20 protein-coding genes are annotated in these 25,293 nt (G+C 72.6%); 6 read left to right on the top strand and 14 right to left on the bottom strand.

All coding sequences use genetic code 11. From position 1 onward, the window contains the following. Positions 1 to 3: 3 nt before the first annotated feature. Positions 4 to 684 carry a response regulator transcription factor gene (locus ACWED2_RS15625; protein WP_043781112.1) on the top strand — a complete coding sequence of 227 codons (681 nt, stop codon included), beginning with the start codon at positions 4 to 6 and terminating at the stop codon, positions 682 to 684. Next, the gene (locus tag ACWED2_RS15620) at positions 681 to 1,805 is read left to right on the top strand and encodes a sensor histidine kinase (RefSeq protein WP_449691141.1); all 1,125 of its coding nucleotides are present in this window, start codon (positions 681 to 683) and stop codon (positions 1,803 to 1,805) included. Before ACWED2_RS15625 ends, ACWED2_RS15620 begins: the two co-directional genes overlap by 4 nt. A 142-nt stretch (positions 1,806 to 1,947) precedes the next feature. Here ACWED2_RS15620 and ACWED2_RS15615 read toward each other — a convergent pair whose 3' ends face one another. Together ACWED2_RS15615 and ACWED2_RS15610 are read right to left on the bottom strand one after the other, a co-directional pair. After that, a complete protein-coding gene (locus tag ACWED2_RS15615; protein ID WP_449691140.1) occupies positions 1,948 to 3,024 on the bottom strand; it encodes an alpha/beta hydrolase in 1,077 nt (358 codons plus the stop codon). After that, positions 3,018 to 4,553, bottom strand: coding sequence for a PHP domain-containing protein (locus tag ACWED2_RS15610; protein ID WP_449691139.1), 1,536 nt, complete (start codon positions 4,551 to 4,553; stop codon positions 3,018 to 3,020). The genes ACWED2_RS15615 and ACWED2_RS15610 overlap by 7 nt, the downstream gene beginning before the upstream one ends. A gap of 68 nt (positions 4,554 to 4,621) precedes the next feature. Between ACWED2_RS15610 and ACWED2_RS15605 the strand changes: the two genes are divergently transcribed. Further along, positions 4,622 to 5,050 carry a hypothetical protein gene (locus tag ACWED2_RS15605; protein ID WP_449691138.1) on the top strand — a complete coding sequence of 143 codons (429 nt, stop codon included), beginning with the start codon at positions 4,622 to 4,624 and terminating at the stop codon, positions 5,048 to 5,050. Here the strand turns inward: ACWED2_RS15605 and ACWED2_RS15600 are convergent. From ACWED2_RS15600 to ACWED2_RS15565, 8 genes are all read right to left on the bottom strand, one after another. Further along, positions 5,047 to 7,158, bottom strand: coding sequence for a 3-hydroxyacyl-CoA dehydrogenase NAD-binding domain-containing protein (locus tag ACWED2_RS15600; RefSeq protein ID WP_449691137.1), 2,112 nt, complete (start codon positions 7,156 to 7,158; stop codon positions 5,047 to 5,049). The two genes, ACWED2_RS15605 and ACWED2_RS15600, sit on opposite strands and share 4 nt — an antisense overlap. Continuing rightward, the gene (locus ACWED2_RS15595; RefSeq protein ID WP_449691199.1) at positions 7,158 to 8,348 is read right to left on the bottom strand and encodes a thiolase family protein; all 1,191 of its coding nucleotides are present in this window, start codon (positions 8,346 to 8,348) and stop codon (positions 7,158 to 7,160) included. The genes ACWED2_RS15600 and ACWED2_RS15595 overlap by 1 nt, the downstream gene beginning before the upstream one ends. Before the next feature lie 129 nt (positions 8,349 to 8,477). Next, positions 8,478 to 9,107 carry a DUF998 domain-containing protein gene (locus tag ACWED2_RS15590; protein WP_449691136.1) on the bottom strand — a complete coding sequence of 210 codons (630 nt, stop codon included), beginning with the start codon at positions 9,105 to 9,107 and terminating at the stop codon, positions 8,478 to 8,480. An 84-nt stretch (positions 9,108 to 9,191) separates the two neighbouring features. Then, positions 9,192 to 10,790: an allophanate hydrolase gene (locus ACWED2_RS15585; RefSeq protein ID WP_449691135.1), complete on the bottom strand. Its 1,599-nt coding sequence runs from the start codon at positions 10,788 to 10,790 to the stop codon at positions 9,192 to 9,194. Then, the gene (uca, locus tag ACWED2_RS15580; protein ID WP_449691134.1) at positions 10,787 to 14,320 is read right to left on the bottom strand and encodes an urea carboxylase; all 3,534 of its coding nucleotides are present in this window, start codon (positions 14,318 to 14,320) and stop codon (positions 10,787 to 10,789) included. Before uca ends, ACWED2_RS15585 begins: the two co-directional genes overlap by 4 nt. Next, positions 14,317 to 14,952 carry an urea amidolyase associated protein UAAP2 gene (locus tag ACWED2_RS15575; RefSeq protein WP_449691133.1) on the bottom strand — a complete coding sequence of 212 codons (636 nt, stop codon included), beginning with the start codon at positions 14,950 to 14,952 and terminating at the stop codon, positions 14,317 to 14,319. The genes uca and ACWED2_RS15575 overlap by 4 nt, the downstream gene beginning before the upstream one ends. Then, entirely contained in the window at positions 14,949 to 15,782 is an 834-nt protein-coding gene (locus tag ACWED2_RS15570; protein ID WP_449691132.1) for an urea amidolyase associated protein UAAP1, read from the bottom strand. Before ACWED2_RS15570 ends, ACWED2_RS15575 begins: the two co-directional genes overlap by 4 nt. 12 nt (positions 15,783 to 15,794) lie before the next feature. Then, positions 15,795 to 17,264, bottom strand: coding sequence for an amino acid permease (locus ACWED2_RS15565; RefSeq protein WP_449691131.1), 1,470 nt, complete (start codon positions 17,262 to 17,264; stop codon positions 15,795 to 15,797). Positions 17,265 to 17,439: 175 nt separating this feature from the next. Here ACWED2_RS15565 and ACWED2_RS15560 point away from each other — a divergent pair, with 175 nt between their 5' ends. Further along, a complete protein-coding gene (locus ACWED2_RS15560; RefSeq protein ID WP_449691130.1) occupies positions 17,440 to 18,105 on the top strand; it encodes a TetR/AcrR family transcriptional regulator in 666 nt (221 codons plus the stop codon). A gap of 2 nt (positions 18,106 to 18,107) precedes the next feature. Here ACWED2_RS15560 and ACWED2_RS15555 read toward each other — a convergent pair whose 3' ends face one another. From ACWED2_RS15555 to ACWED2_RS15540, 4 genes are all read right to left on the bottom strand, one after another. Then, positions 18,108 to 19,250 carry a toll/interleukin-1 receptor domain-containing protein gene (locus ACWED2_RS15555; RefSeq protein WP_449691129.1) on the bottom strand — a complete coding sequence of 381 codons (1,143 nt, stop codon included), beginning with the start codon at positions 19,248 to 19,250 and terminating at the stop codon, positions 18,108 to 18,110. A gap of 96 nt (positions 19,251 to 19,346) precedes the next feature. Further along, complete coding sequence (locus ACWED2_RS15550) at positions 19,347 to 20,570, bottom strand: HRDC domain-containing protein (RefSeq protein WP_449691198.1); 1,224 nt, start codon at positions 20,568 to 20,570, stop codon at positions 19,347 to 19,349. A gap of 98 nt (positions 20,571 to 20,668) precedes the next feature. Then, positions 20,669 to 21,385, bottom strand: coding sequence for a response regulator (locus ACWED2_RS15545; RefSeq protein ID WP_033261886.1), 717 nt, complete (start codon positions 21,383 to 21,385; stop codon positions 20,669 to 20,671). 738 nt (positions 21,386 to 22,123) lie between these two features. After that, entirely contained in the window at positions 22,124 to 22,687 is a 564-nt protein-coding gene (locus tag ACWED2_RS15540; protein ID WP_449691128.1) for a DUF3000 domain-containing protein, read from the bottom strand. 88 nt (positions 22,688 to 22,775) lie between these two features. On the opposite strand from ACWED2_RS15540, the gene hemE reads away from it, so the two are divergent. Together hemE and hemG are read left to right on the top strand one after the other, a co-directional pair. Further along, on the top strand, positions 22,776 to 23,846 hold the full coding sequence (gene hemE, locus ACWED2_RS15535) for a uroporphyrinogen decarboxylase (RefSeq protein WP_449691127.1): 1,071 nt from the start codon (positions 22,776 to 22,778) through the stop codon (positions 23,844 to 23,846). After that, the gene (hemG, locus tag ACWED2_RS15530) at positions 23,843 to 25,243 is read left to right on the top strand and encodes a protoporphyrinogen oxidase (protein ID WP_449691126.1); all 1,401 of its coding nucleotides are present in this window, start codon (positions 23,843 to 23,845) and stop codon (positions 25,241 to 25,243) included. Before hemE ends, hemG begins: the two co-directional genes overlap by 4 nt. Positions 25,244 to 25,293 lie beyond the last annotated feature (50 nt).

Below are 25,293 nucleotides of genomic sequence, written 5' to 3'. Positions count from 1 at the left end.
CTGGTGCGAGTTTTGGTAGTCGAGGACGAAGAACCCCTGGCCGACGCGATCGCCCGCGGCCTGCGCCGTGAGGGCATGGCGGTGGACGTCGCGCTCACCGGCGACGACGGGCACGAGAAGGCCGCCGTCACGCGGTACGACGTCGTGCTGCTGGACCGGGACCTGCCCGGGATGTCCGGCGACGAGCTGTGCCGGGAGATCGTCGCGTCCGGGGAACTGACCCGGGTGCTGATGCTCACCGCGAGCAGCTCGGTGTCCGATCGCGTGGACGGGCTTTCGCTGGGCGCCGACGACTACCTCGCGAAGCCGTTCGCCTTCCCCGAGCTGGTCGCGCGGGTGCGGGCGCTGGGCCGCCGGGCCACGCCGGCCGCGCCGCCGCTGCTCACCGCCGGCGACGTCGAACTCGACCCGGCCAAGCGCACCGTGCGGCGGGCGAGCGGGCCGGTCGAGCTGACGCGCAAGGAGTTCGGTGTCCTCGAGGTGCTGCTGCAGGCCGCCGGGTCCGTCGTCAGCAGCGAGGAGCTGCTGGAGCGGGTCTGGGACGAAAACGCCGACCCGTTCACCACGACCGTCCGGGTCACCGTCATGACGCTGCGCAAGAAGCTCGGCGAGCCGGGGATCATCGAGACCGTCGTCGGCTCCGGGTACCGCGTGCCGGAACCCGGCACACCGCAGCGCGCGTGAACCTGCCGGGCACGCGCACCCTCCGCGCCCGGATCACCCTGCTGGCGACCGTGCTGGTCGCCGCCGTCAGCCTGCTGCTGCTCTGGCTCGCCTGGACGCTGGTGCGGGACTCGCTCGACAGCGTCCCGCAGATGCCGTCGGGCAGTGTGGTGGTCGTCGACGGCGTCACGGTCGACGCCTCCACGCTCGCCGAGCACCTGCGCGTGCACGCCCGCGACCGGATGCTGCTGTTCGGCTCGATCGCGTTCCTGCTGGTGGTGGCGGCCGCGGCGATCCTCGCCTGGACGTTCACCTCGCGCGTGCTGCTGCCGCTGCGCGAGATCACCGGGACCGCGCGGCGGCTGTCGGTCGAGTCGCTGGGGGAGCGGATCGGCGAGATCCGCTCCCGCGACGAGCTGGCCGAGCTGGCGAGCACGTTCGACGACATGCTCGACCGGCTCCAAGCGGCGTTCGACGCGCAACGCCACTTCGTCGCCAACGCGAGCCACGAGCTGCGGACGCCGTTGTCGGTGATCCGCACGGAACTCGACGTCACCCTCGCCGACGACGACGCCGACGAAGCCGAGCTGCGCCGGATGGCCGGCGTCGTCCGGGACGCGACCGAGCGCGCCGGGCAGCTGGTGAACTCCCTGCTGCTGCTGGCCCGCACCGACGGTGCCGGGCTCGGTGTGCACGAGCCGGTGGACCTCGCGGTGGTCGTCGACCGGGCGTGGCGGGCGGTGCACCGGGAAGCTGCGCAACGCGGCATCCGGGCGACGTTCACGACACCGCCGGCGTCCGCGTTCGGCGACCCGGCGCTGCTGGAGCGGATCGCGGGCAACCTGCTGGAGAACGCCGTCCGCCACAACGTCGACGGCGGCTGGCTGGAGGTCGTGACGCAGGCCGGGCCGCGGTGGTCGACGCTGCGGGTCCGGTCGTCGGGCGGCCTGGTCGACCCGGCCGCGGTGCCGGAGCTGTTCGAGCCGTTCCGCCGCGCGGGCGTGGCCCGCACCGCCCGCCACGGCGCCGGCCTGGGCCTCTCGATCGTCCGCGCCGCGGTGGCGGCCCACGGCGGAACGGTGACGGCCGAGCCCATCGTGGGCGGCGGCCTCGGCGTGACGGTCCACCTCCCGGCCCACTGACCGAGCGCCAACCGGCATCTCGCGTGATCAGCCGGGCATCTCCCGTGCTTGAAGGGGCATCACGTGTGATTGGACGGGCATCGGCATGATGCCCCGCCAATCACGTGTGATGCCTCTCGGGTCACGCGTGATGCCCGCTCAGTCACGTGTGATGCCCCAGGGCGAGGGCGGCGCGGAGGACTCCGGCGGCGTGGAGCATGGCTGCGCGGGCGTCCGGGTCCACGCCGACTCGGTTGGCGAAGCCGTGGAGCTGGCCTTCGTGACGGCGGTGGACCAGGGGGACTCCCGCCGAGGCGAGGCGGGCCGCGTAGGCCTCGCCTTCGTCGCGGAGGAGGTCGAAGCCGCAGGTGGCCACGTACGTCGGGGGCAAGCCGTCGAGGCTGTCGTCGTAGAGGACCGACGCGCGCGGGTCGGTGTAGGACGCCGGGTCGCGGAGGTACTGCTCGCGGTACCAGGCCCATTCGTCCCGGTCGAGGCGGAAGCCCGAGCCGAACTGCCGATGGGACCGTGACGAGCCGAGCGCGTCCGTCGCCGGGGTGAGCAGGAGGCTGAACGCCGGCCGGGGCAGCTCGCCGCGGGCCGCCGCGTGGGCGACCACCGCCGCGAGGTTGCCGCCGCTGCTGTCGCCGCCCACCGCCAGCCGGGCCTGGTCGATGCCGAGCTCCTCCGCGTGGGAAAAGACGTACGCGAAAGCCGCCACCGCGTCCGAAGCCGCCGCGGGGAACGGGTGCTCCGGGGCGAGCCGGTAGCCGATCGACACCACCCGGACCCCGGCTTCCTCGGCGAGCAGCCGGCACGCGCCTTCGTGCGTGTCGAGGCTGCCGAGCACGAACCCGCCGCCGTGGAAGTACACGATCGCCGGGGAGGGCGCCGGGACCCCGGCCGGTTCGTACAGCCGCAGCGGCAGCGGCCCGCCCGGCCCGGGCCACGACGCGTCGCGGGTCCGGACGCCGGGGCAGATCCCGGCGCCGGCCAGCGCCCCCGCCAGGTTCAGCTCGGCCCGGGCCCGCGCCAGGCTGCCGTTCTGGTGCGGCGCGTCGAACGGCGCCAGCCGCGACACCCGCATCAGCACCTGGGCGGTGAGGACCGGCCGGCGGCCGTCGACCACCACCGGCCGGCCGGCGATCACCCGCAACACGGGCGACGGCAGCCGCAACAGGAAACGCAATCCGGCCATGATCGACCGCACGAGCAGCCGCCGGGACAGTCCATTCAGCACAGGTCCACAAATATCGGATTCGCGTACAACCACAAGTCCTCGAACGGGTTCGCCTGCCCGACGACGTCCGGCGTGGGCTCGGCATCGCCGTTGGCACCCCGGACACGCAGGTAGAACGGGTCCCGGACGTTCCGGAAGGTGTGCCGGAACACGACCTGCCGTCCCGGCGCCCAGCGCGGCTCGAACGACTCCACGACCCGCGTACCCGGCGCGGTCATCGTGTCGCGGTCGGCGACCGGGCCGGTCACCGGGCCCGAAACGACGTCCAGGCGGGCCAGCCGCGGCACCGAGCCGCCCCCGTTCGGCCGGTCCGCCAGCCGCGCGCGCACCACGACCGTGACGTCGGAGCCGCGCCGCACCCGCAGGCGCCCGCCGAGCGTCGCGGCGGAACCACCGCCGTGCGCTTCGACCTCGAGCCCCTGGACGAGACCGCCGTGCGTCAGCCAGATCCGCCCGGCCCGCAAGCCTTCCAGGACGCCTTCGAGGCTGCGCCGCGTGACGCCGACGTACGTCCGGCTGAACTCACCCGGGTAGAAGTCCGCGTACGGCGCGAGCAGTTGCGGCGTGCCGGCGTCGACCGGGTCGGGGAACTTCCCGTGCGTGTCGTACCAGTCACCCGGCACGTCCGGGCGGACCAGCGTGTCCCCGCGGTTGTAGTGCGAGTCGGAGTTCGTGGTGATCCACCACGGCTTGCCTTCGGCGAGCAGCGAGTCCCAGAGCCCGCCGACCTTCGCCGTCGCCCAGTCCCAGCCGCCGTGCGTCCGGTACGCCTCGGCCGGGAAGCCCGGCCACGAGTTCGGGCCGGGGGTGTTGACGTAGCCGCCGCGCGCGCCGCCGTTGCCGAGCGGCTTCGGGAAGCCGTCCGCCTGGGCACCGGGGGCGCCCTCCATGCCGATGACGATGCCCGGCGCGGCGTCGCGGTAGGCTCGCAGCTCGTGCGGGGCGACCCGGCCGTTGCGCAGCGGGTGGTTGATCAGCACGACCGGCGCGTGGATCCGCTTCGCCTGTTCCTCGGCAGCGAGCCAGCGCAACGCCCGGAGGGCGAGCGCCTCGTTCGCCGGGCTCGACGCCTCCGAGTTCGTCAGCCGCCAGTCGAAGGCCCGCTCGAACTCGCGCAGCTTCGCCGCTTGCCGGTCACCGGCCTGGAAGAACACGGTCGCGTGCTCGGCGCCCGGGACGTTCCACTCCATCCCGTGCCACAGCAGCAGGTCCGGGTACTTCCGCCGGGCGGCGAGGAAGTCGGCTTCGGTCGGCTCGACCGACACCTTCTCGTGCTCGGCGTGGCCGTGGTCGGTGAAGACGATCCAGTCCGCGCCGTGCGCCCGCCCGCCGCGCGCGATGTCGTCGATCCGGTACATCGCGTCGTAGGAGTACTGGCTGTGCGTGTGGTGGTCGCCCACCAGCCACTGGTAACGGCCGCACACGCGGCCCAGGTCGAAATCGGGGAGAGCGGGAGCCGGGAGGGGCACGCTCGCGGCGGCGGCCGCGAGGCCCGCCCCCTTGAGGAACCGGCGTCGATCGGTGGTCACGGCGGGACGCTAAGCCGCCGGGGTGAACGGGCGGTGTCCCGGCGGCCAACTGTGTTGTGATCTTCGGTGTGGAGGAGAAATCCCTGACCCGGGTGCTGCCGCCGGTGATCGCGCTGGCACTGGCCGCGGGCGCCGGGCTCGCGTTCTTCATCGCCGCGCTCGTCCGGCCACCGGACCTGCCGGTGGACACGAACCCCGCGCCCCTGGCTGGGCACACGCTCTGCGCGGCGGTGGTGGTGACCTTTTTGTCCGAAGAGGACATGCGGGCCGCGGTGCCGTCCTTCCGCGACGACGCCAAGGCCCGGCGGCTGTTCGTGGACCCGCCGTCGGTGTCGCTGCTCGCCGTCCCGGGCACGGACCTGAAGGTGTGGGCGCAGGAGCTGCACGCCCGCTACCGGACCGCCGAACGCGTGACGGTGATCGACTCCGACACGACGGCGGCGCAGCTGAAACTCACTGCGCCGCCGCCGAAGTGCCCTCGCGAGGGCGAGTACTAGGCCGTCGGGACCGAGGCCACACCCGGGGCGAGGAACGGCTTGCCGTTCACGCGCTCGGACACGCCGGATCGGTCCAGGTACGGCGTGATGCCGCCGTTCCAGAACGGCCAGCCCGCGCCGAGGATCAGGCACAGGTCGATGTCCTGCGCCTCGGCGACCACGCCCTCGTCGAGCATGATCCGGATCTCCTCGGCGATCGCGGACAGCGCCCGGTCGCGCACCTCCTCCGAGGTGGACGGCTTGTCACCCTGCGTCCACAGCTCGACGACCTCGGGGTCGGCCGAGGAGTTGCCCTGGGCGTCCCAGATCCAGACGCCCTTCTTGCCCGCCTTGACGAACTTGGCGAGGTTCTCGGACACGGTGAACCGGTCCGGGAACGACTCGTGCAGCGTCTCGCCGACGTGCAGGGCGATGGCCGGGCCGACGAGCTGCATCAGCGTCAGCGGCGTCATCGGCAGGCCGAGCGGTTCCAGGGCCTTGTCGGCGACCTCGAACGGCGTGCCCTCGTCGACGGTGACCAGCACCTCGCCGAGGAAGCGCAGCAGGAGCCGGTTGACGACGAACGCCGACGCGTCCTTAACCAGCACGCTGGACTTCTTCAGCTGCTTGCCGACCGAGAACGCCGTCGCCAGCGAAGCGTCGTCGGTCTGCTCGCCGCGGACGATCTCCAGCAGCGGCAGCACGGCCACCGGGTTGAAGAAGTGGAAGCCGACCACGCGCTCGGGGTGCTGCAGCTTCGACGCCATCGCGGTGATCGACAGCGACGAGGTGTTCGTCGCCAGGATCGCCTCGGGCTTGACGTGCTGCTCCAGCTCGGCGAACACCTGCTGCTTGACGCCCAGCTCCTCGAAGACGGCTTCGATGACGAAGTCGGCGTCGGCGAACGCGGCCTTGTCGAGCGAGCCGGTGACCAGGGCCTTGAGCCGGTTCGCGCCGTCCGGGGAGACGCGCTTCTTGGCCAGGAGCTTGTCGATCTCGGCGTGCACGTAGCCGACGCCCTTGTCGACGCGTTCCTGGTCGACGTCGGTGAGCACGACCGGCACCTTCAGGCGGCGGACGAACAGCAGGGCGAGCTGGCTGGCCATCAGGCCGGCGCCGACGATGCCGACCTTGTTCACCTTGCGCGCCAGGGACTTGTCCGGCGCGCCGGCCGGGCGCTTGGCGCGCTTGTTGACCAGGTTGAACGAGTACAGCCCGGCGCGCAGGACGTCGGACATGAGCAGCTCGGCGAGGCCGTCGGTCTCGGCCGCGTAGCCGCGGTCCAGATCGTTTTCGCGGGCCAGTTCGAGGAGCTCGACGGCCTTGGTCGCGCCCGGCGAGGCGCCGTGCGTGCGGCCGTCCACAATGGACTTGGCGCGGGCGATGGCCGCGTCCCAGGCCGAACCGCGGTCGATCTCGCGGCGGGCCGGGGTGATCTCGCCGTTGACCACCTTCGCCAGCCACAGCAGCGACTGCTCGAGGTAGTCGGCCGAGCCGAAGACCTCGTCGACGATGCCGAGCTCGGCCGCCTGCTTGACGTTGAGCATCTTGTTCTGCGCCAGGGCGTTTTCGATGATCACCGTGACGGCGGCGTCCGCGCCGATCAGGTTCGGCAGCAGCTGCGTGCCGCCCCAGCCCGGGAACAGGCCGAGGAAGGCCTCGGGGAACGCGATCGCGGCGGTGTTCTCCGACAGCGTCCGGTAGTGGCAGGACAGCGCCAGCTCGAGGCCACCGCCCATGACCGCGCCGTTGACGAACCCGAAGGTCGGGATCTTCGACTCGGTCAGGCGGCGGAACACGTCGTGCCCGGTCTGGGCGATTTCGCGCGCCAGCTTCGGGTCGCTCACGGCCTCGACGCCGGACAGGTCGGCGCCGACGGCGAAGATGAACGGCTTGCCGGTGACGGCGATCGCGGCCGGCTCGGCGGCGAAGGCCTCGTCCAGCGCGGCGTTCAACGAGACGAGCCCCTGCGGGCCGAAGGTGTTCGGCCGGGTGTGGTCGTGGCCGTTGTCGAGCGTGATCAGCGCGACGGGCTTCTCGAGCCTGGGCACCTTGACCAGGCGGGTCTTGGCAACCGTGACGACCTCGTCCGGGAACGCGGCCTTCGCTTCTTCAGCGGTGAAAGTCATTACTTCGCCCCCTCGAACGCCGGGTTCTCCCAGATCACGGTGCCGCCCATGCCGATGCCGATGCACATCGTGGTCATGCCGTAGCGCACGTCGGGCCGCTCGGCGAACTGGCGGGCCAGCTGCGTCATGAGCCGGACGCCGGACGAAGCCAGCGGGTGGCCGCAGGCGATCGCGCCGCCCCACTGGTTGACGCGCGGGTCTTCGTCGTCGATGCCGAAGTGGTCGAGGAAGGCCAGCACCTGCACGGCGAAGGCCTCGTTGATCTCGAACAGGCCGATGTCGTCGATGGACAGGCCGGTGCGCTTGAACAGCTTCTCGGTGGCCGGCACCGGGCCGATCCCCATGACCTCCGGCTCGACGCCGGCGAAGGAGTAGCCGACCAGCCGCATGGCGACCGGCAGGCCCAACTCGCGGGCGGTTTCCTCGTCGGCGAGGATCGATGCGGTCGCGCCGTCGTTCAGGCCGGCCGCGTTGCCCGCGGTGACCCGGCCGAACGGGCGGAACGGCGTCTTGAGGTTCGCCAGCTGCTCGACGGTGGTGCCCGGCCGCGGCGGCTCGTCCTCGGTGGCCAGACCCCAGCCCAGCTCTTTCGAGCGGGTGGCGACCGGGACCAGCTCGGGGCCGATCTTGCCGGTCTTGACGGCTTCGGCGTAGCGCTCCTGGCTGCGCGCCGCGTAGGCGTCGGTGCGCTGCTTGGTGATCGCCGGGAAGCGGTCGTGCAGGTTCTCGGCGGTCTGGCCCATGACCAGGGCGGTCGGGTCGACGAGCTTGTCGGCGATGATCCGCGGGTTCGGGTCGACGCCTTCGCCCATCGGGTGGCGGCCCATGTGCTCGACGCCGCCGGCGATGGCGATGTCGTAGGCGCCGAAGCCGATGCCGGACGCGGCGGTGGTGACGGCCGTCATGGCGCCGGCGCACATGCGGTCGATGGCGAAGCCGGGCACCGACTTGGGCAGCCCGGCCAGCAGCGCGGCGGTCCGGCCGATGGTCAGGCCCTGGTCGCCGGTCTGGGTGGTGGCGGCGATGGCCACCTCGTCGACGCGCTCGGGCGGCAGTTCGGGGTGCCGCCGCAGCAGCTCGCGGATGGCGTTGACGACCAGGTCGTCGGCCCGGGTCCCGGCGTAGATGCCCTTGTCGCCGGCCTTGCCGAAGGGGGTGCGGACCCCCTCGACGAAGGCGACGTTGCGCACGCCTCGCGCGGTCGGCGCGAGCGGCGTTGCTGGTGCGGCCACGAATGCTCCATGGAAGTAGATGTCTGTTGACCGCACGATAGCCCTTGTTACCCACCGGTAACCAGTGGTGTGGCCCGGTCGAGTGGGCTACGGCACACTCTTGGGCTTGAGGGTCCCGCCTTTCACGAGCCAGGCGACGCCGAACGCCTCCACGGCGACGGCCTCCAGCCACAGCGCCGGGTGCAGGTCCGGGGTGAGCCCGAGGTACTTGGCCCCGGCGATCAGCACCAGGCAGACGAGGATCACGCCGCCGCAGACGCGGTAGAGCGCGCCGAACTTCTCGGGCTGTTCGCCGTCGTGCGGGAAGAGGCGAAGGCAGAAGTAGGCGAGGGAGAGGAAGAACACGGCCGCGAAGGCGAGGTGCAGGATACCGGCCGTCCGGTCCCACGCCGTCACGTCGTGGTCGGGGGTGGTCGGGAACAGCGCGAGCCCGATCGCCCCCAGCCCGGCGACCGTGCTGGCGACGTTGTCGACGTGGTCGTGGCCGTAGTAGGCGAGCAGGAACACCCCGACCGCGCACATCGCGCCGACGAGGACGTCCCGCAGGTCGGTGTAGTAGTAGCTGCTCAGCGAGCCGAGGAGGTCGCCGCCCTGGACGAGCTGCTTGCCGAGGATGAGGACGAACGGCAGGGCGAGGCCGATGAGCCCGATGGCGCGCCTCAGGAACAGGTACGAGTGGACGAGGGTGTTCTGCGGGGATCTGGTCGCCGTGGTCATGGCCGCCTCCGGAGTCGCTACCGGGTACATCGGTACGCCCGGCGCGGTCGCTGAAGGCTCGTTACCGCGCCGGGCAGCTGATCGTTACCCGCCGAGGTGGGCCAGCCAACCACCCTTCGCCGAAATGTCCTCCGCGCCCTCGACGGCCGCCGGTTCGCAGAGGAAGCCGGGCACCCGCGTCCCGTCGGCCAGCTCCAGCTTCCCGATCGTCAGGGGGGCCGGGATGCCGGCCACGAACTCGCCGAACCCGGCGACCGGCAGCTCCCAGACCTCCGCCGCCACCGACACCCCGCCGGTCGCGACGCGCACCAAGCCCGGCTTGGGCGGCACGGTGTCCAGCGCGTACAGCCGGTAAGCAGCCGCCGTCGAGACCGCGGACACGAACCGGCCGCCGCGGGAGGTCAGCTCGTGGTTCAGCGGCTGACCCCGCAGGTGCGCGCCGACCACCACGATCGGGATGCGCTCGCGGCGCAGCCCGGCCAGGGCCGCCAGCTTCAGGTCGTCGTGCGGGGCGCCGAGGAACATCACGCCGAACGGGCGCCCGGCCACCGTGCCCGCCGGAACGGCCAATGCCGACAGCCCGAACAGGTTGGTGGCGTTGGTGAACCGGCCCAGGCGGGCGTTGACCGCCACCGGGTCCGCCGCGACCTCCGCGAGCGTCGGGTGCTCGGTCGTCGTCGGGAGCAGGAGCGCGTCGACGCCGGCCAGCGTGGCCAGCGCCGCCGTGCGCAGGCCCGCCAGAGTGGCCTGGTCGGCGAACAGCCGATGGGCCGGGATGTCGCGGGCCGGGGCGATGATCGAGCGGACGACCGGGTCGACCGCGTCCGGGTGCGCGTCGACGAACTCCCCGACCGCGGTGTACCGCTCGGCGACGAACGCCCCGCCGTACAACAGCCGGGCCGCCTCCAGGAACGCCGAAATGTCCACTGTGGTCACTTCGGCGCCCGCCGCCGCGTACTCGGACACCGCCGCGTCGAACGCCTCCGCCCAGCCGGGAGCCAGGGGACCCAGCTGATCCGGGGAGGGGACGCCGAGCCGGAACCGTCCCGTGTGGACCTGCGCGGGCTCGGCCAGGCAGGTCAGCGCGAAGGACGCTTCCTCGACCGTCCGCGCGAACAGCGACACGCAGTCGATGCTCGCGCACGCGGGGACCACCCCGAGCGTCGGCAGCAGGCCCGGCGTCGGCTTGAGCCCGACGATCCCGTTGAACGCCGCGGGCACCCGGCCGGACCCCGCGGTGTCCGTCCCCAACGCGAGATCCACGATGCCCAACGCGACGGCCACCGCGGAGCCCGAGCTCGACCCGCCGGAGACGTAAGCCGGGTCGACGGCGTTGCGCACCGCGCCATAGGGGCTGCGCGTCCCGACCAGCCCGGTCGCGAACTGGTCCAGGTTCGTCGTGCCGAGCACCAACGCGCCCGCCGCCCGCAGCCGCGCGACGACCGGGGCGTCGGCCTCCGGCTTGTACGCGTAATCCGGGCAGGCCGCCGTCGTCGGCAGGCCCGCGACGTCGATGTTGCCCTTGACCGCCACCAGCTTCCCGTAGAGCGGCAACCCACGTTCCGACAACGCCGCGGCCTCGGCCAGGACGTCGGCTTCCGGCCGCAGATCGATCCAGATCTCCGGCCGGTCCACCTGCTCGATCCGGCGGTACGCGGCCCGCACTCGGTCCGAAAGACTCATCCCAGCACCACCAGCGGCGTGCCGGGGGCCACCTGGTCACCGGGGGACACGAGCACCTCGACCACCTCACCACTCGCCGGCGCGGGGATCCGCGCCTCGGTCTTCATCGCTTCCAGCGTCACCAGCGACTGCGCGTTCTCGACGCGTTCGCCCGCGGTGACGTCGACCCGCCACACCGTCGCCGCGAACGGCGCCTCGACGACGTGCCCGCCCGGTGGTGCCTCGACCCGCGCCGGCGGCCGGGTGACCGGCTCCGGCTTCGGGTCGAACTCGCCCGCCGCGGCCCAGGCCTGCCGCTCCGCCTCGAAGGCGGCCGACTGCGTTGCCCGGAAGGCGGCGATGCTCTCGGCGTTGTCCGCCAAGAACTTCTGGTAGTCCGCCAGCGCGAAGGAGCCTTCGGTGGTGTCGAGCGCCAGCTGCCCGGACGCGCTCTGCGCCCGCAGGTCCAGGAGTTCTTCGGCCGACACCGGGTACCAGGAGATCCGGTCGAAGAACCGCAGGTTCCACGGCTGGTCGCCGCCGTGCCAGCTGTTCCACACCTGGACCGTCCGCCCGACGAACTGGTAGCCGCCCGGGCCCTCCATGCCGTAGATGCACAGGTAGGCGCCGCCGATGCCGACGGAGTTCTCCGCCGTCCACGTCCGGGCCGGGTTGTACTTGGTCGTCACCAGGCGGTGGCGCGGGTCCAGCGGCGTCGCCACCGGCGCGCCGAGGTAGACGTCGCCGAGGCCGAGCACGAGGTACTCCGCGTCGAACACCGTCCGGTACACGTCGTCCACACTGGACAGTCCGTTGACGCGCCGGATGAACTCGATGTTCCACGGGCACCACGGCGCGTCGTCGCGGACGCCGGTCATGTACCGCTCGATCGCCTCGCGGGTGGCCGGGTCGTCCCACGACAGCGGCAGCCGGACGCTGCGGCTCGGCACGACGAGGTCGTGCGTCGGCGGCAGGTCCCGCTCCAGCTCGCGCACCAGCCCGAGCGCCTTGCCGACCGGCAGGGCGTCCGGGTCGACGTGCACCTGCAGCGACCGGATGCCCGGCGTCAGGTCCACGATCCCCGGCACGCCCTCGGCCGTGAGCCGTTCCGCGAGCGCGTGCACCCGCATCCGCAGCGCGAGATCGAGCTTCATCTCGCCGTATTCGACGAGCAGGTTGTCGTCGCCGCTGCGGCGGTAGGTGACGGACGGCTCGTCATCGGAAGCGGACAGCCGCGCGAGGACGCCACCGTCGTCGCGCGCGGGGCGGCTCGGCTCGACCGCCGACGCCGGCCGCGTCCGCAGCGCCGCCGCGTGGTCGGTGCCGATCGGCACGAACCGCACGGTGTCGCCCGGCCGCAGCTGCCCGAGCTTCCACCGTTCGCCGGTGGCGACCGTCGCCGGGCAGACGAACCCGCCGAGGCTCGGCCCGTCCGGGCCGAGCAGGATCGGCAGGTCACCGGTGTAGTCGACGGCGCCGATCGCGTACGGCGTGTCGTGGATGTTCGACGGGTGCAGGCCGGCCTCGCCGCCGTCCGGCCGCGCCCACTTCGGCCGCGGCCCGACGAGCCGGACGCCGGTGCGGGCCGAGTTGAAGTGCACCTGCCAGTCCGTGGCGTAGAACGTGTCGACGTCTTCCGGGGTGAAGAACTCCGGGGCCGCGTGCGGCCCTTCGAGCGCACCGATCGTCCACTCCGGAGCGAACTCCGGCCGGTCGGCGGCCGGCACCGGGCCCACCACCGGGTCCGCGGGAGCCGGCCCGGGCCGCAGGACGTCCCCGGCGGCCAGCGCGCGGCCGCCGTGCCCGCCGAACTTCCCCAGGGTGAACGTCGCCGCGCTGCCGAGGAACTCCGGCACGTCGACGCCGCCGCGCACCAGGACGTAGCTGCGCAGCCCGGCCGTGCACGCCCGGACGTCGACGGTCGCCCCCGCGGGGACTCCGACGGGTGTCCACAGGGGAACTTCGGCGCCGTCGACGAGCACGGTCGTCGGCGCGCCGGTGACGCACACCTCGGTGGCGTGCGAGAACCGCAGCGCGACACCGTCCACAGTGCACTCCAGGCCGGGCGCACCCTCCGGGTTGCCGAGCGCGAGGTTGCCCAGCCGCAGGGAAAGGTCGTCCATCGGCCCGCTCGGCGGCACCCCGACGGCCCAGTACCCGGTGCGGCCGGGCCAGTCCTGCACGGTCGTCATCGTCCCGCCGCGCAGGACGTCGATCCGCGGCTCCGCGTCCTCGACGTGGTCCAAGGTGGACGTGTCGTGCGTCGCCGCGCCGAAGGCCGCCTCGGCGGCCGCCGCCCGCAGCTGGCCCAGGTTGGTCTGGACGCCGTCGAACCGGGTCGCGGCGAGCGCTTCCCGCAGGTTCGCCAGTGCCTCGGCGCGGTCGGCGCCGGTGCAGATCACCTTGGCCAGCATGGGGTCGTAGTGCGTCGTGACGGTCGCGCCCGGCTCGACCCAGGTGTCGACGCGGGTGCCGGCGGGCAGCGTGACCCGGGTGACGAGGCCCGCGCTGGGCCGGTGGCCGGCGCCCGGGTCTTCGGCGTACACGCGTGCTTCGACGGCGTGCCCGCGCGCGACCGGGACCGCCCGGAACATCGCGCGGTCGCCCTGGGCGAGCCGCAGCATCCAGGCGACCAGGTCGACACCGTAGACCGCCTCGGTGACCGGGTGCTCGACCTGCAGCCGCGTGTTGACCTCGAGGAACGCCGCTTCGCCGCGCTCGGGGTCGTAGACGTACTCGACCGTGCCCGCCGAGCGGTACCGCACCGACGAGCACAGCGCGACGGCGGACGCCACCAGGTGCTTCCGGACGGCCTCGGGCAGGTCCGGCGCCGGGCACTCCTCGACGACCTTCTGGTTGCGCCGCTGCAGCGAGCAGTCGCGCGTGCCCAGGGCCAGTACCTCGCCGAAGCCGTCGCCGAACACCTGGACCTCGACGTGCCGCGCGCGGGTCACCAGGCGTTCGAGGAAGACCCCGGAACTGGCGAAACTCTTGGCCGCGACGCTGCGCACGGTGTCCCAGGCGGCGCGCAGCTCGTCCGGCGACGCGCAGGCGCGCATCCCGATCCCGCCCCCGCCGCCGGTCGCCTTGAGCATCACCGGGTAGCCGATGTCCTCCGCGCGCGCCAGCGCTTCGTCCACATCGGACAACAGGCCGGTGCCGGCCAGCAGCGGAACGCCGGCCGCGATCGCCGCTTCGCGCGCGGTGTGCTTGCTGCCGAACACCTCCAGGTGCTCCGGCGACGGCCCGGCGAACGCGATCCCGGCGTCTTCGCAGGCCCGCGCGAACGCCGCGTCCTCCGAGAGGAAGCCGTAGCCGGGGTGGATCGCGTCGCAGCTGGTGTCGAGGGCGGCCTGGACGATGGCGCCGGCCCGCAGGTAGCTTTCCGCCGCGGGCGCCGGGCCGAGCCGGACGGCCCGGTCGGCGAGCCGCACGTGCGGGGCGAGGCGGTCGGCGTCGGAGTACACGGCCACGGTTTCGAGACCCAGTTCCTTGGCGCTGCGCAGGATCCGGACCGCGATCTCGCCGCGGTTGGCGACGAGCAGCCTCACGCGCCGACTCCCGGGGAGATGACGACCATCCGCACCGGCGTCGGGTCGAAGCCGTTGCACGGGTTGTTGATCTGCGGGCAGTTCGAGACGAGCACCAGCACGTCGGTCTCCGCGCGCAGCCGGACCTCCAGCCCCGGCGCGGAGATCCCGTCGACGATGCCGAGCGTGCCGTCCGCCTCGACCGGCACGTTCATGTACCAGTTGACGTTGCTGACCAGGTCGCGCTTGCCCAGGCCCCACTTGGCGCCCTCGATGAGGAAGTTCTCGACGCAGGCGTGCTGGTACCGGGTGTGCTGGCCGTAGCGGAGGCTGTTGGACTCCTTGCTGCACGCGCCGCCGATGGTGTCGTGGCGGCCGCAGGTGTCGGCCACGACGGTCAGCAGCGGCGCGCCCTCCTGGGTGCGCAGCACGCTGCCGGTGGTCAGGAAGATGTTGCCCTGCGCGGCGATCGTCGCGGCCGCGCTGTAGCGCTTGGCCGTGTCGTTCGCGTCGTAGCAGAGGAAGTCGACGGCCTGGTTGCCGCCGAGGTCGATGATCGCCAGCTCCTGGCCCTGCTGCAGCACCGTCGAATACGGCGCCCGCGCGGGAACGTCGACGCTGACTTCCAGCTGGGATTCGTAGGCCGTGCTCATGCGATCCCCCGTGCGGTCAGGTAGTCGGCGGTGTTCTCGAACGCGCGCTGCGCTTCCGGCGTGGCCGTCCACTCCGGACTGTCCGGGGTGGTCGGCCGGTCGCGCCAGGCGAGCACTTCGAGCTTGGACACGGTGTAGTCCGGGCGCGGGTCGACGGGGTGGGCGACATTGGCGATCAGGACGATCGAGGGGATCTCGATCCGGAGGTCGACGGCCTTGCCGGGGCCCGCGGAACCGGTGAACTCCAGGCCGCCCTCCGGCTGGACCCGCACGCCCTGGAAGAACGACAGGCTCGGCGGCAGGTCCCGCGGCCCCAGCCCGTTCTTGGCCGCCGCCAGGGTGAACAGCGGCAGTCCGGCGGGGGAGGGGCCCTGCGGGGCGCCGTCGCCGTAGCGCTCGGTGTTGCCGTCCACAGTGGACGTCCCGCAGAGGGCGTCGTGCTTCCCGCTCGCGTCCGCGACGATCGTGGCCAGCACCCGGGCCTGGTCCGACAGCAGCGCCACCGATTCGCCGAGGTAGGCGTTCCACTGCACCTTGACCGTGTCGGCGACGTTCAGCCGCTCCCACGGCTGGTCGGCGTTGAACAGCAGCAGGTGCGCGCAGGCGGCACCGTCGACGTCGGTCAGCCGCAGCCGCGTGCCCCGGGCCAGCACCTTGTGCGTGTAGCCGCCCCCGGCCACGGTTTCGGCCCAGGTCAGCGCCTCGGGGGCGACCTCGGCCGGCGGGGCGGGCCAGGTGCTCGCCGGGATCGACGGCATCGTGTCGACCACGGTGCCGGCCTGGGCGCGGGCGTGGTCGCGCGCTCCGTAGGTCGTCGCGGTGGTGCTCATGGTCGTCCTCTCTCAGGTCGCGGGTTCGAGGGCGGGAGCGGGACGCAGCCGCAGCCAGCAGAGCCAGCCGATCACCAGTGCGCCGCCGACGAACTCTATCGGGAACAGGAGCATCCAGGGGGAGCCCGAACCGGCGAGATCGTAGATCTCCGCACGCGGCCAGGCGATGTTCACGATCATGCCGATTCCGTACAGAACGGCTGCTCCGTTCAGTGGAACGCCCCAGCGGCCGAGCGAGAACCGGCCCGGCTCGGCCGGGAGGCCCCCGCGCAGCCGCTTGAGCAGCAGCGGGCCGGTCACCAGCAGGTAGGCCAGGTAGACGACCACCACCGACGTCCCGGTGATCGTGCTGAACAGCGTCGGGTTGCCGACGTTGAGCAGCAACAGCCCGATGGCCAGTGCGCCGGACAGCAGCGCGGGCGCGACCGGCGTCCCGGTGCGGGGGCTGACCCCGGCGAGGCGGGTGGACGCGGGGAGCGCGCCGTCGCGGGCCATCGCGTAGATCAGCCGGACGGTGCCGGTCTGGATGGTGAGGGTGCAGACGACCACGGCGATCGCGACGTCGGCGAGGAAGACCCGGCCGAGGGTGTCGCCGAAGACGGCGGTGATCACGTACGGCAGGCCCTTGCCGGCGAGCTGCCCGTCGGTGAGGCTCGGCGCGGCCATCAGCGCGGTGACGACCACCGCGAGCCCCCCGATCCCGGAGACGAGCACGGCGCGCAGCACCGCCCGCGGAGCCGCCCGACGCGCGTCCTTCGTCTCTTCGGCCACCGAGGCGGCGGTGTCGAAGCCGTAGAGGACGTACGCGGCCATGAGTGCGGAAGCGAGCACGCCGCCGATCCCGGCGCTGCTGCCGGGCGCGTCGTGCAGCACCACCTGCGGGCCGCGGACGGCGAACAGGAGCAGCCCGGTGATGAGGACGACGACGCCGAGGAGCTCGGCCGCGACGCCGACGTCGTTGATCCGCGCCATCAGCCGGACGCCGCCGGCGTTGACGGCGGTGGTGAAGACGAGCAGCACGGTGCCGAGCAGCACGGCGTTGGCCGCGCCGGTCGGCGACGTCACCGAAGAGTCGCCGCCGACGAGCTGGAAGCCGTCCCACACCGACGGGAGCACGATCTGGAGCGCGATCGCGGCCGCGGCGAGGGCGACGATGCAGCCGATCAGCATCATCCAGCCGGCGAGCCAGCCCAGGAAGCCTTTGCCGAGCTGTTTCGCCCACTGGTACACGGATCCGGCGAGCGGGTAGCGCGCGGCGAGCTCGGCGAAGTTGAGGGCCACGAGCAGCTGGCCGGCCAGGACGACCGGCCACGTCCAGAAGAACAGCGGGCCGCCGAAGGTGTAGCCGAAGCCGAAGAGCTGGAAGACGGTGGTCAGGATGGAGACGAAGGAGAACCCGGCGGCGAAGGCGGAGAACCCGCCCAGCGACCGGCGGAGTTCCTGGCGGTAACCGAAGGCGGCGAGTTCGTCGGGTGGTGTCATGCGGGCTCCTTGTTTCGATCGCTTGACAGAAATTAGGTCGCCGCCGCGACGCGGTGGTCTCCGCTCGGTTAGGGAGCTGTTAACGGCGGGACCGACACCGCGTCAATGACGACATCCGGGCGTAACCGCACCTCCGTGCGCGTGTCACGGCCGGTGACCTGGCAAGATCACATCCGTGGTCAAAGGGTCGGGAGTCGGCAGGCCGAGGGCGAGCGGAGCGGCGGCGAGCCGCCCCGACGCGCGCCAGGCGGTGCTCGAAGCGGCGGGCGAGCTGTTCACCGGAGCCGGGTACGCGGCCACGACCACCAGAGCGATCGCCGAACGCGCGGGACTGCGCCAGGCGTCGCTCTACTACCACTTCCCGGCGAAGGAAGACATCCTCGCGGCGCTGCTGGCCGAGACGGTCCGCCCGTCACTGGCACTGGCGGCCCGCCTGGTGGCCGGCGCGGCCCCGGCGGCGACCCGGTTGTGGGCACTGGCGTACGCGGACATCGGCCTGCTGGGCGGCGCCCGGCACAACCTGGGCGCGCTGTACCTCCTGCCGGAGGTCGGCTCGCCCAACCTGGCCCGGTTCCGCATCGAGCGAGCGGAGCTGAAGGCGGCGTACAGCCGGTTGGTGGCGGCTTCGGGCGTGGCGCCGGACGCGGTCGGCATCCGGACGGATCTGGTGTTCGGGCTGGTCGAGAGCATCGCGGTGATCCGCAGGGACGACCCGGACCTGGACGTCGAAGCCCACGTGCGCGAAGGCGCCGACGGAGTGGTCCGGCTGGTGGGCTTGGGTGAGCCGTCGGAAGAGCTGCGGGCGGAGGCGCACCGGCTGCTGGCGGCGCTCGCCGAATAGGCTCAAGCCGGCGGCCGGGGGCAGCCGCTCAGCAGGCCGCTGATCACCCGCGACAGCTCGCACATCGTCTGCATCCCGAGCCGGATCGACCGCGCGCCGACGCGCAGCGGGCGGATCGCCGCGCGCAACGGCGCGTTGATCGCTTCCAGCGGGCGGATCTGCGTCAGGAACTCCGTGACCCGGGCTTCCAGTTCCATCAGCCCGGCCAGCATTTCGACGAATTCGTCGTATTCGCGGTGCGCGCGGGCCAGCAGTTCGGGGTTCATGCGCGAGTCCAGCAGGCGCATGTACGAGCGGATCGTCGCGTCGGTCTCCGCGACCGTGGCCTCGAACGCCGTGCCGACCCGCTGGATGTCGACCGCCATCGGCCTGATCGTGTCGGCCGCGCGGACCACCCGGGCTCTGATCGCCTCCGGGGCCAGCCCGGCCACGTCGCCGGTCACCTGGCGCATCGCCTCGGCCAGTTCGTCCAGCGAGCGGCTGATCGCGTCGAACTGCTTTTCCAGCAGCTTGCCGATCTTCGTCAGCGTTTCCTTGTATTCCTGCAGCCCCGGCCCGGCTTTTTCCGGTGTGCCGACACCGAGCAGCAGCCGGTCGCATTTCTTCAGCTGTGCCAGCGCCGCCTCCGCGGAGCGGATCGCCTTGATGAGCCTGCCCGCCACCAGGTCCATGGTGCGCCGCCATTCCGCGGTGCCGGCGCCGGACAGCACCGCCTCCTTGATGTCGACGTACTGGAGCTTTTCGATGATCCGGATGTCGGCGTCGTCGCTCTGGCCGGTGAGCAGCTCGTGCCCCAGCACGATCAGCGGCAGGATCAGCTGGGTGAGCCCGAGCTCGTTCGCCTTGGCGTAGAAGGCGGTCAGCTCCTCGCGGCAGGCGCTGCTTTCGTAGAAGTAGTTCATCGAGATGACCGGGAGGAACACCATCGCGGCATTGAGGCCGTCCTGGATCTTCGCTCGCCAGTCCTCGCCCCAGCCGATGCTTTCGCGGTCCACGAACACTTCGATCCGGCGGCCGTGCGCCGAAGCGCAGAACTTTTCCAGCGAATTCTTGAGCGGTGTGACGAAATTCAGAAAACTGTCATCTTCGTGCGTGAAGCTGAGAAAGCATTGCACGGCTGGCCGGTCGGACAGGAAATCGGGCATCGGGAGACCTTCGGGCGGCACGGCTTTTCCGGCGCAGCCTAGGGCAGCCGGTGGCCGGGGCAGCACGATCCCGGGAACTGTCCCGGATCTGTCCGTTCAGGAAGCGGTGGCCTGCAACGCCTTGCTCAGCGCCGCCACCGTCAGCTCCACCTGCCACGGCCGGGCCCCGCCCGCGCGCAGGACCGCCGCCACCGCGTCCTCGTCCGTCTCGGACGGCGGACGCCAGCACGTGCGGCGGACCAGATCGGGCAGCAGCAGGTTCTCCACCGGGAGCCGGCGGTCCTCCGCGATGGCCGCCAGTGCCGCGCGGGCCGCCGCCAACCGGGCCGCCGCGTCCGGGTCCTTGTCCGCCCAGCGGTTCACCGGGGGCGGGCCGTCCGTCGGCTGCGACGGCGACGGCAGTTCGGAAGCCGGCAGCGCGCGGGCCGCCTGCAGGTGGCGCAGCCAGCTCGCGGTGTACTTGCGCTGGACGCGACCGCTGAACACCGGCAGCGCCTGCAGTTCCTCGACCGTCTTGGGGTCGGCCGTGACGGCGTTGACGATCGCGCTGTCCGGCAGGATCCGGCTCGGCGCCCGGTCGCGCTTGCGGGCCAGCTCGTCGCGCGCCTGCCACAGCTCGCGGACCGCCGCGAGGCCGCGCGGGCTGCGGATCTTGTGCACGCCGGAGGTCCGGCGCCACGGCTCGGCGCGCGGCGACGGCGGCGGGGCCGTCCGCACGTTCTCGAACTCCTGGCGCGCCCACTCCAGCTTGCCCTGGGCGCCCAGCTCCGCTTCCAGCTTTTCCCGCAGCTGGACGAGCAGCTCGACGTCGAGGGCGGCGTAGTTCAGCCAGTCGACCGGCAGCGGCCGCTTCGACCAGTCGGCCGCGCTGTGGCCCTTCTCGAGGGTGTACCCCAGCAGCAGCTCGACGAGCGTGCCCAGCGCGACGCGTTCGTAGCCCGCCAGCCGGCCGGCCAGCTCGGTGTCGAACAGCGCCGCCGGGTGCAGGCCCAGCTCGGCGAGGCAGGGGAGGTCCTGGGAGGCCGCGTGGAGCACCCACTCCAGGTGGTTCAGGACGTCGCGCAGCGGCTGCAGGTCGTCGGCCAGCGCGATCGGGTCGATCAGGAACGTGCCCGCGCCCTCGCGGCGCAGCTGCACGAGGTAGGCCTTGGGCCAGTACCGGTAGCCGGACGCGCGTTCGGTGTCGACGGCGACCGCGCCGGAGCCCGCGGCGAGCTTCGCGCAGGCCTCGGCCAGCGCGGAAGGTTCGGTGATCACCGGGGGCGTGCCCTCGGCGGGTTCGCGTAGCAGCACCGGGCCGCCCGTGGACTCGATCTCCATCCCGGTGTCCTCGGCCTCTGTGCTTCCCATGGTTGACGACCCTACGGGACGGGCATACCGCGCCTGGTCTGCCCGCCCCGCAGGGAGGTGTGCTTTCGTCAGCGGATGACGCCGGCCCGCATGGCCAGCGCCACCATCTGCGCCCGGTCGCCCGTGCCGAGCTTGCGCCCGATCCGGGACAGGTGGGACTTGACGGTGAGGGCGGAGAGCGAAAGCTCCTCGCCGATCTCCTTGTTGGACTGCCCGTCGGCGACCAGCTGGAGCACCTCCACCTCACGAGCGGACAGCTCGCGCGGGGTGTTGTCGGTGCCCGCGACGCGGGTCCCGGTGGCGAGCACCGGAGCCACGCTCGGGTCGGCGTAGACGCCGCCCTCGAGCACGCGCCGCACGCCGTCGGTCACCACGACCGGCGACGCGGACTTCAGCAGGTACGCCTGGGCCCCGGCCTGGAAGGCCGAGCGGACCGCGTACGGGTCGTCCGAGGATGCGAGGACCACCACGCGCGGCCAGCCGTGGCTACGGAGTTCCGTGACCAGCTCGATGCCGCTGCCGTCCGGCAGTCCGAGATCGAGGATCGCCAGGTCACAAGGCCCGGTGGCCTGTGCTCGCGCCCTCGCCTCGGCCACCGTGGCGGCTTCGTGGACGGTGCCCGCACCCATCTGTGCGAGTCTTGCTGCGATTGCCTCCCTCAACAGCGGGTGGTCATCGACCACCAGTACCGAAAAGAGCTCTTCCCGCGGGTGCGGAACCATGCTCGCCGGCAACGCGCCGGCTGGCGTGGATCGGACGGCCTGAGAAATGCCGACGGTAGCCACGTCACTACCTCCCTGGAGTCGGTCGTGCCCCCCGACCGGCACCGGGACCTTCGGCCGTTCAGCCGCGCCAGCTTTAGACCGAAAGTGGTGTCGTCGAAGGCACTGTAGCCGTCCTGAGGCCGTTGCGGGGGGATCGAATGGGTATCTATCTCAAACGAACAGTCACTCAGTGGGTTCGTAGTAACACGATCGGGCTAGTACACGGCCGGTTGCTAACGGATAGCCCAGTGAACACGATGCTAAGGAGTTACCGGCGCCCAAATGGTCGTGCAGATGAGGCGTGCAGCTTCCGGTGCGCCTAGTGACGAGGGGCCGGATGGGCTCCCCCAAGCCTCGGAATGTGGCTCCGGCCGGGGCATGATCAACTCCGCGTCGGCTCCGCCGCGAGGCTTCGCGGGTGGCTGCCGAAGCAAGGAAGTGTGACTGTCCGTGTCCGTCGCGGGGTGCCGGCGGGCGCCCGGACAGTGATTTGATCTTGTTGCGGTGCGTGACCGCGGGGAGTCACGAACGAGGAGACGTGAAACGGCCTCGCAGACCGTGGCGGCTCTCCCAGGCCCCTCGACGGTCATCCGGGCCGTTCGGGCCGCCAGGCGGCCTCTCCGGGCCCGATAACGAAATGAACGACGTTCAGCGGACGTGAATTTTGCTCACTTCCGTACAAGACGGCGTCCCAGGCCGGCCGGCGGCGGCCCGCCGTTGCCGATTCGTTGCCGAAGATCGCCCGGACAGCCGTGCCGGTCAGGAGCCCTGGCGCTGCCCGAAGAGGGTCACCCCGACCGGGGGCAGGCCCACGACGCTCGCCATCACCTGACAGAAGGCCTGCCCGTGGGGCAGCAGCCCGGCGTCCGCCGGCGTCCACGACGCCCGCAGCTCCAGGTCGTCGGTCCGGGCGGGCCCGGAGATGTCGCCGAAGCGGGCCGAAGACGTCTCGGTCACCGTGCCGCCCAGCGCCGTCCAGCTCGCGCCCGACACCTCCAGGGCGTCGGTCAGCCACGACCAGCCGACCGCCGGCAGGAACGGATCCGTCGCCAGCTCCCGGTCCAGTTCCGCGCGCACGTACATGACCAGGCGCAGCACGCCGTCCCAGCCGTCCTGGCCCGCCGGGTCGTGCAGCAGGACCAGCCGGCCCGAGGCCAGCACGTCGGCGGGCCCGGCCACTTCGCAACTGACCGCGTACGACCACGGCGCGAGCCGCTGCGGGGCCCGCATCGGCTCCAGCAGCACCTCCGGGCGGGGCCGGACGGACTGCAGCGCCGCGACTGCTTCGCGGAAGAGTTCGGGCACTGGCGTCATCGCGGTCACGCTTCGACTTTAGGGCGGGCACGCCCCGTTGCGGGCGCAGGCGCGCCGAGAGAACGGCCCGCCCGGCCTCGTGGCACGATTGACGGCGATGTCTCAGACCACGCCCCTGCCGCGCCAGGCCGCTCCGGCCGCCCGCCGCGAGCTGCCCGAAGCCCCGTTCCTGGCCGCCGCGCGCGGCGAACGCCCGGCCCGCACGCCCGTCTGGTTCATGCGCCAGGCCGGCCGCTCGCTGCCGGAGTACCGCGCGCTGCGCGAGGGCGTGCCGATGCTCGACGCCTGCTTCGACCCGGAAATGCTGGCCGAGATCACGCTGCAGCCGGTCCGCCGCCACGGCGTCGACGCCGCGATCCTCTTCAGCGACATCGTCGTGCCGCTCAAGGCGGCCGGGGTCGACATCGACATCGTGCCCGGCACCGGCCCGGTGGCCGCCGCGCCGGTGCGCGACCTCGCCGCGGTGAAGGCGCTGCCGGAGCTCGAGCCCGAGCAGGTCTCGAAGGTCGCCGACGGCGTCCGGCTGCTGGTCGAGCGGCTCGGCGAAACCGCGCTGATCGGCTTCGCCGGCGCGCCGTTCACGCTGGCCAGCTACCTCATCGAAGGCGGTCCGAGCCGCAACCACGAGCACACCAAGGCGCTGATGCACTCGGAGCCGGCGCTCTGGCACGAGCTGGCCGGGCGGCTGGCCGACGTCGCGCTGACCTTCCTGCGCGCCCAGCTCGACGCCGGCGTCGACGCGGTCCAGCTGTTCGACTCCTGGGCCGGCGCGCTGTCCGAGCGGGACTACCGCGAGTTCGTCCTGCCGCACTCGGCGAAGGTCCTCGCGGGCGTGGCGGAGTACGGCGTGCCGCGGATCCACTTCGGCGTCGGCACCGGCGAGCTCCTCGCCGCGATGCGCGACGCGGGCGCGGACGTCGTCGGCGTCGACTGGCGGATCCCCCTCGACGAAGCTGTCCGGCGGCTGGGTGGCCGCGCGGTCGTGCAGGGCAACCTCGACCCGGCGCTGCTGCACGCCTCCTGGCCGGTGCTGGAAGCCGAAGTCCGGCGGATCGTCGCCGAGGGCAAGGCGGCCGACGGCCACATCTTCAACCTCGGCCACGGCGTGCTGCCGGGCGTCGACCCCGACGTGCTGACCCGCGTCGTCGGGCTGGTGCACGGACTGTGAAGCACGTCGCGGTCGTCGGCGGCGGTGTCTCCGGGCTGACCGCGGCGTACCGGCTGCGGCGGCTGCTCGGCCCGGACGCCGGGATCACCGTCTTCGAGAAGACGACGGCGCCGGGCGGGAAGCTGCGCACCGCCGAGCTCGCCGGGGTGCCCTACGACGTCGGCGCCGAGGCGTTCCTCGTCCGCCGCCCCGAAATGCTCGGCCTGGTGCAGGAGCTCGGGCTCGACGTCGTCAACCCCACGAAGGCCCGTGCGAAGATCCACGCGGGCGGCGCCGTCACCGGGCTGCCGCCCGGCACGGTGATGGGTGTGCCGGCGTCCGCGGAGTCGGTGGCGGGGGTGCTCTCCGAGGCGGGACGGCGGGCCGTCGAGGCCGAGCCGTCGCTGCCCGAGCTGCGGCTGCCCGGCGGGGACGTGCCGCTGGGGCCGCTGCTGCGCGAGCGCTTCGGCGACGAACTGGTCGACCGGCTGGTCGACCCGTTGCTCGGCGGCGTATACGCGGGCGGGGCCGACGGCCTCGGCCTGCGCGCGACCATGCCCGGCCTGGCGGCCGCGCTGGCGGCGGGCGCGGGCTCGCTGACCGCGGCGGCCGCCGCCCAGCTGCCGGCGAACCCGTCGACGGCGCCGGTGTTCGGCACCGTCCCGGGCGGCCTGGGCGCGGTGATCGACCGGCTCACCACGGCGTCCGGCGCCGACCTGCGGACCGGCCTGCCGGTATGCGAAATCGAACGGCACGGCGCCGGCTGGCGGCTGCGCATCGGCGCGGCGCCGACCGCGCACGCGCCGGCGGACAACACCTTCGAAGCCGACGCGGTGGTGCTCGCCGTGCCCGCGCCCTCGGCCCGCCGGCTCCTGGCCGACCTCGTCCCGGCCGCCTCGGCGGCGTTCGGCGAGGTCGAGCTGGCGTCGATGGCCGTGGTCGCGCTGGCGCTGCCGCCCGGCACCCCGCTCCCGGAAGCGTCCGGCATCCTGATCGGCGCCGGCGAGCGCGACGCCTCGGGCAAGCCGTACGCGGCGAAGGCGTTCACGTTCTCTTCGCGCAAGTGGGCCCACTTCGGCACCGGCCCGGTACTGGTCCGTGGGTCGGTCGGCCGGTTCGGCGAGCCGGGCGCGCTGCGGGCCGACGACGTCGAGCTGGTCCGCGTGGTCCGCGACGACCTCGCCCGGCTGACCGGCATCACGGCGGCGCCGATCGAGACCCTGGTGACGCGGTGGGGTGGCGGGCTGCCGCAGTACGGCACCGGCCACCTCGACCGCGTCGAGCGGATCGAGAAGGCCGTGGCGGGGGTCCCGGGCCTGGCGGTCGCCGGGGCGACCCTGCACGGTGTCGGACTGCCGGCCTGTGTGGCGACCGCGGAGGCGGCGGCACAGCGGATCGCGGCCCAGTTGTCTTCGTGAGTGCTCTCACCTGACCCGTGGCAGCGGCCGGGCCACCGCGGTGACAGGAT

The organism is Amycolatopsis sp. NPDC005003 (assembly GCF_053600695.1).
The sequence above is the reverse complement of the archived record's forward strand: the minus strand, read 5'-3'. Positions and strand labels throughout refer to the sequence as shown.

What these genes read in the sequence shown, in the direction of transcription:
- ACWED2_RS15600 (WP_449691137.1), bottom strand. Translation starts at nt 7,158, where the DNA reads ATGACTTTCACCGCTGAAGAAGCGAAGGCCGCGTTCCCGGACGAGGTC.
- ACWED2_RS15590 (WP_449691136.1), bottom strand. Translation starts at nt 9,107, where the DNA reads ATGACCACGGCGACCAGATCCCCGCAGAACACCCTCGTCCACTCGTAC.
- ACWED2_RS15585 (WP_449691135.1), bottom strand. Translation starts at nt 10,790, where the DNA reads ATGAGTCTTTCGGACCGAGTGCGGGCCGCGTACCGCCGGATCGAGCAG.
- ACWED2_RS15575 (WP_449691133.1), bottom strand. Translation starts at nt 14,952, where the DNA reads ATGAGCACGGCCTACGAATCCCAGCTGGAAGTCAGCGTCGACGTTCCC.
- ACWED2_RS15570 (WP_449691132.1), bottom strand. Translation starts at nt 15,782, where the DNA reads ATGAGCACCACCGCGACGACCTACGGAGCGCGCGACCACGCCCGCGCC.
- ACWED2_RS15565 (WP_449691131.1), bottom strand. Translation starts at nt 17,264, where the DNA reads ATGACACCACCCGACGAACTCGCCGCCTTCGGTTACCGCCAGGAACTC.
- ACWED2_RS15555 (WP_449691129.1), bottom strand. Translation starts at nt 19,250, where the DNA reads ATGCCCGATTTCCTGTCCGACCGGCCAGCCGTGCAATGCTTTCTCAGC.
- ACWED2_RS15550 (WP_449691198.1), bottom strand. Translation starts at nt 20,570, where the DNA reads ATGGAGATCGAGTCCACGGGCGGCCCGGTGCTGCTACGCGAACCCGCC.
- hemE (WP_449691127.1), top strand. Translation starts at nt 22,776, where the DNA reads ATGTCTCAGACCACGCCCCTGCCGCGCCAGGCCGCTCCGGCCGCCCGC.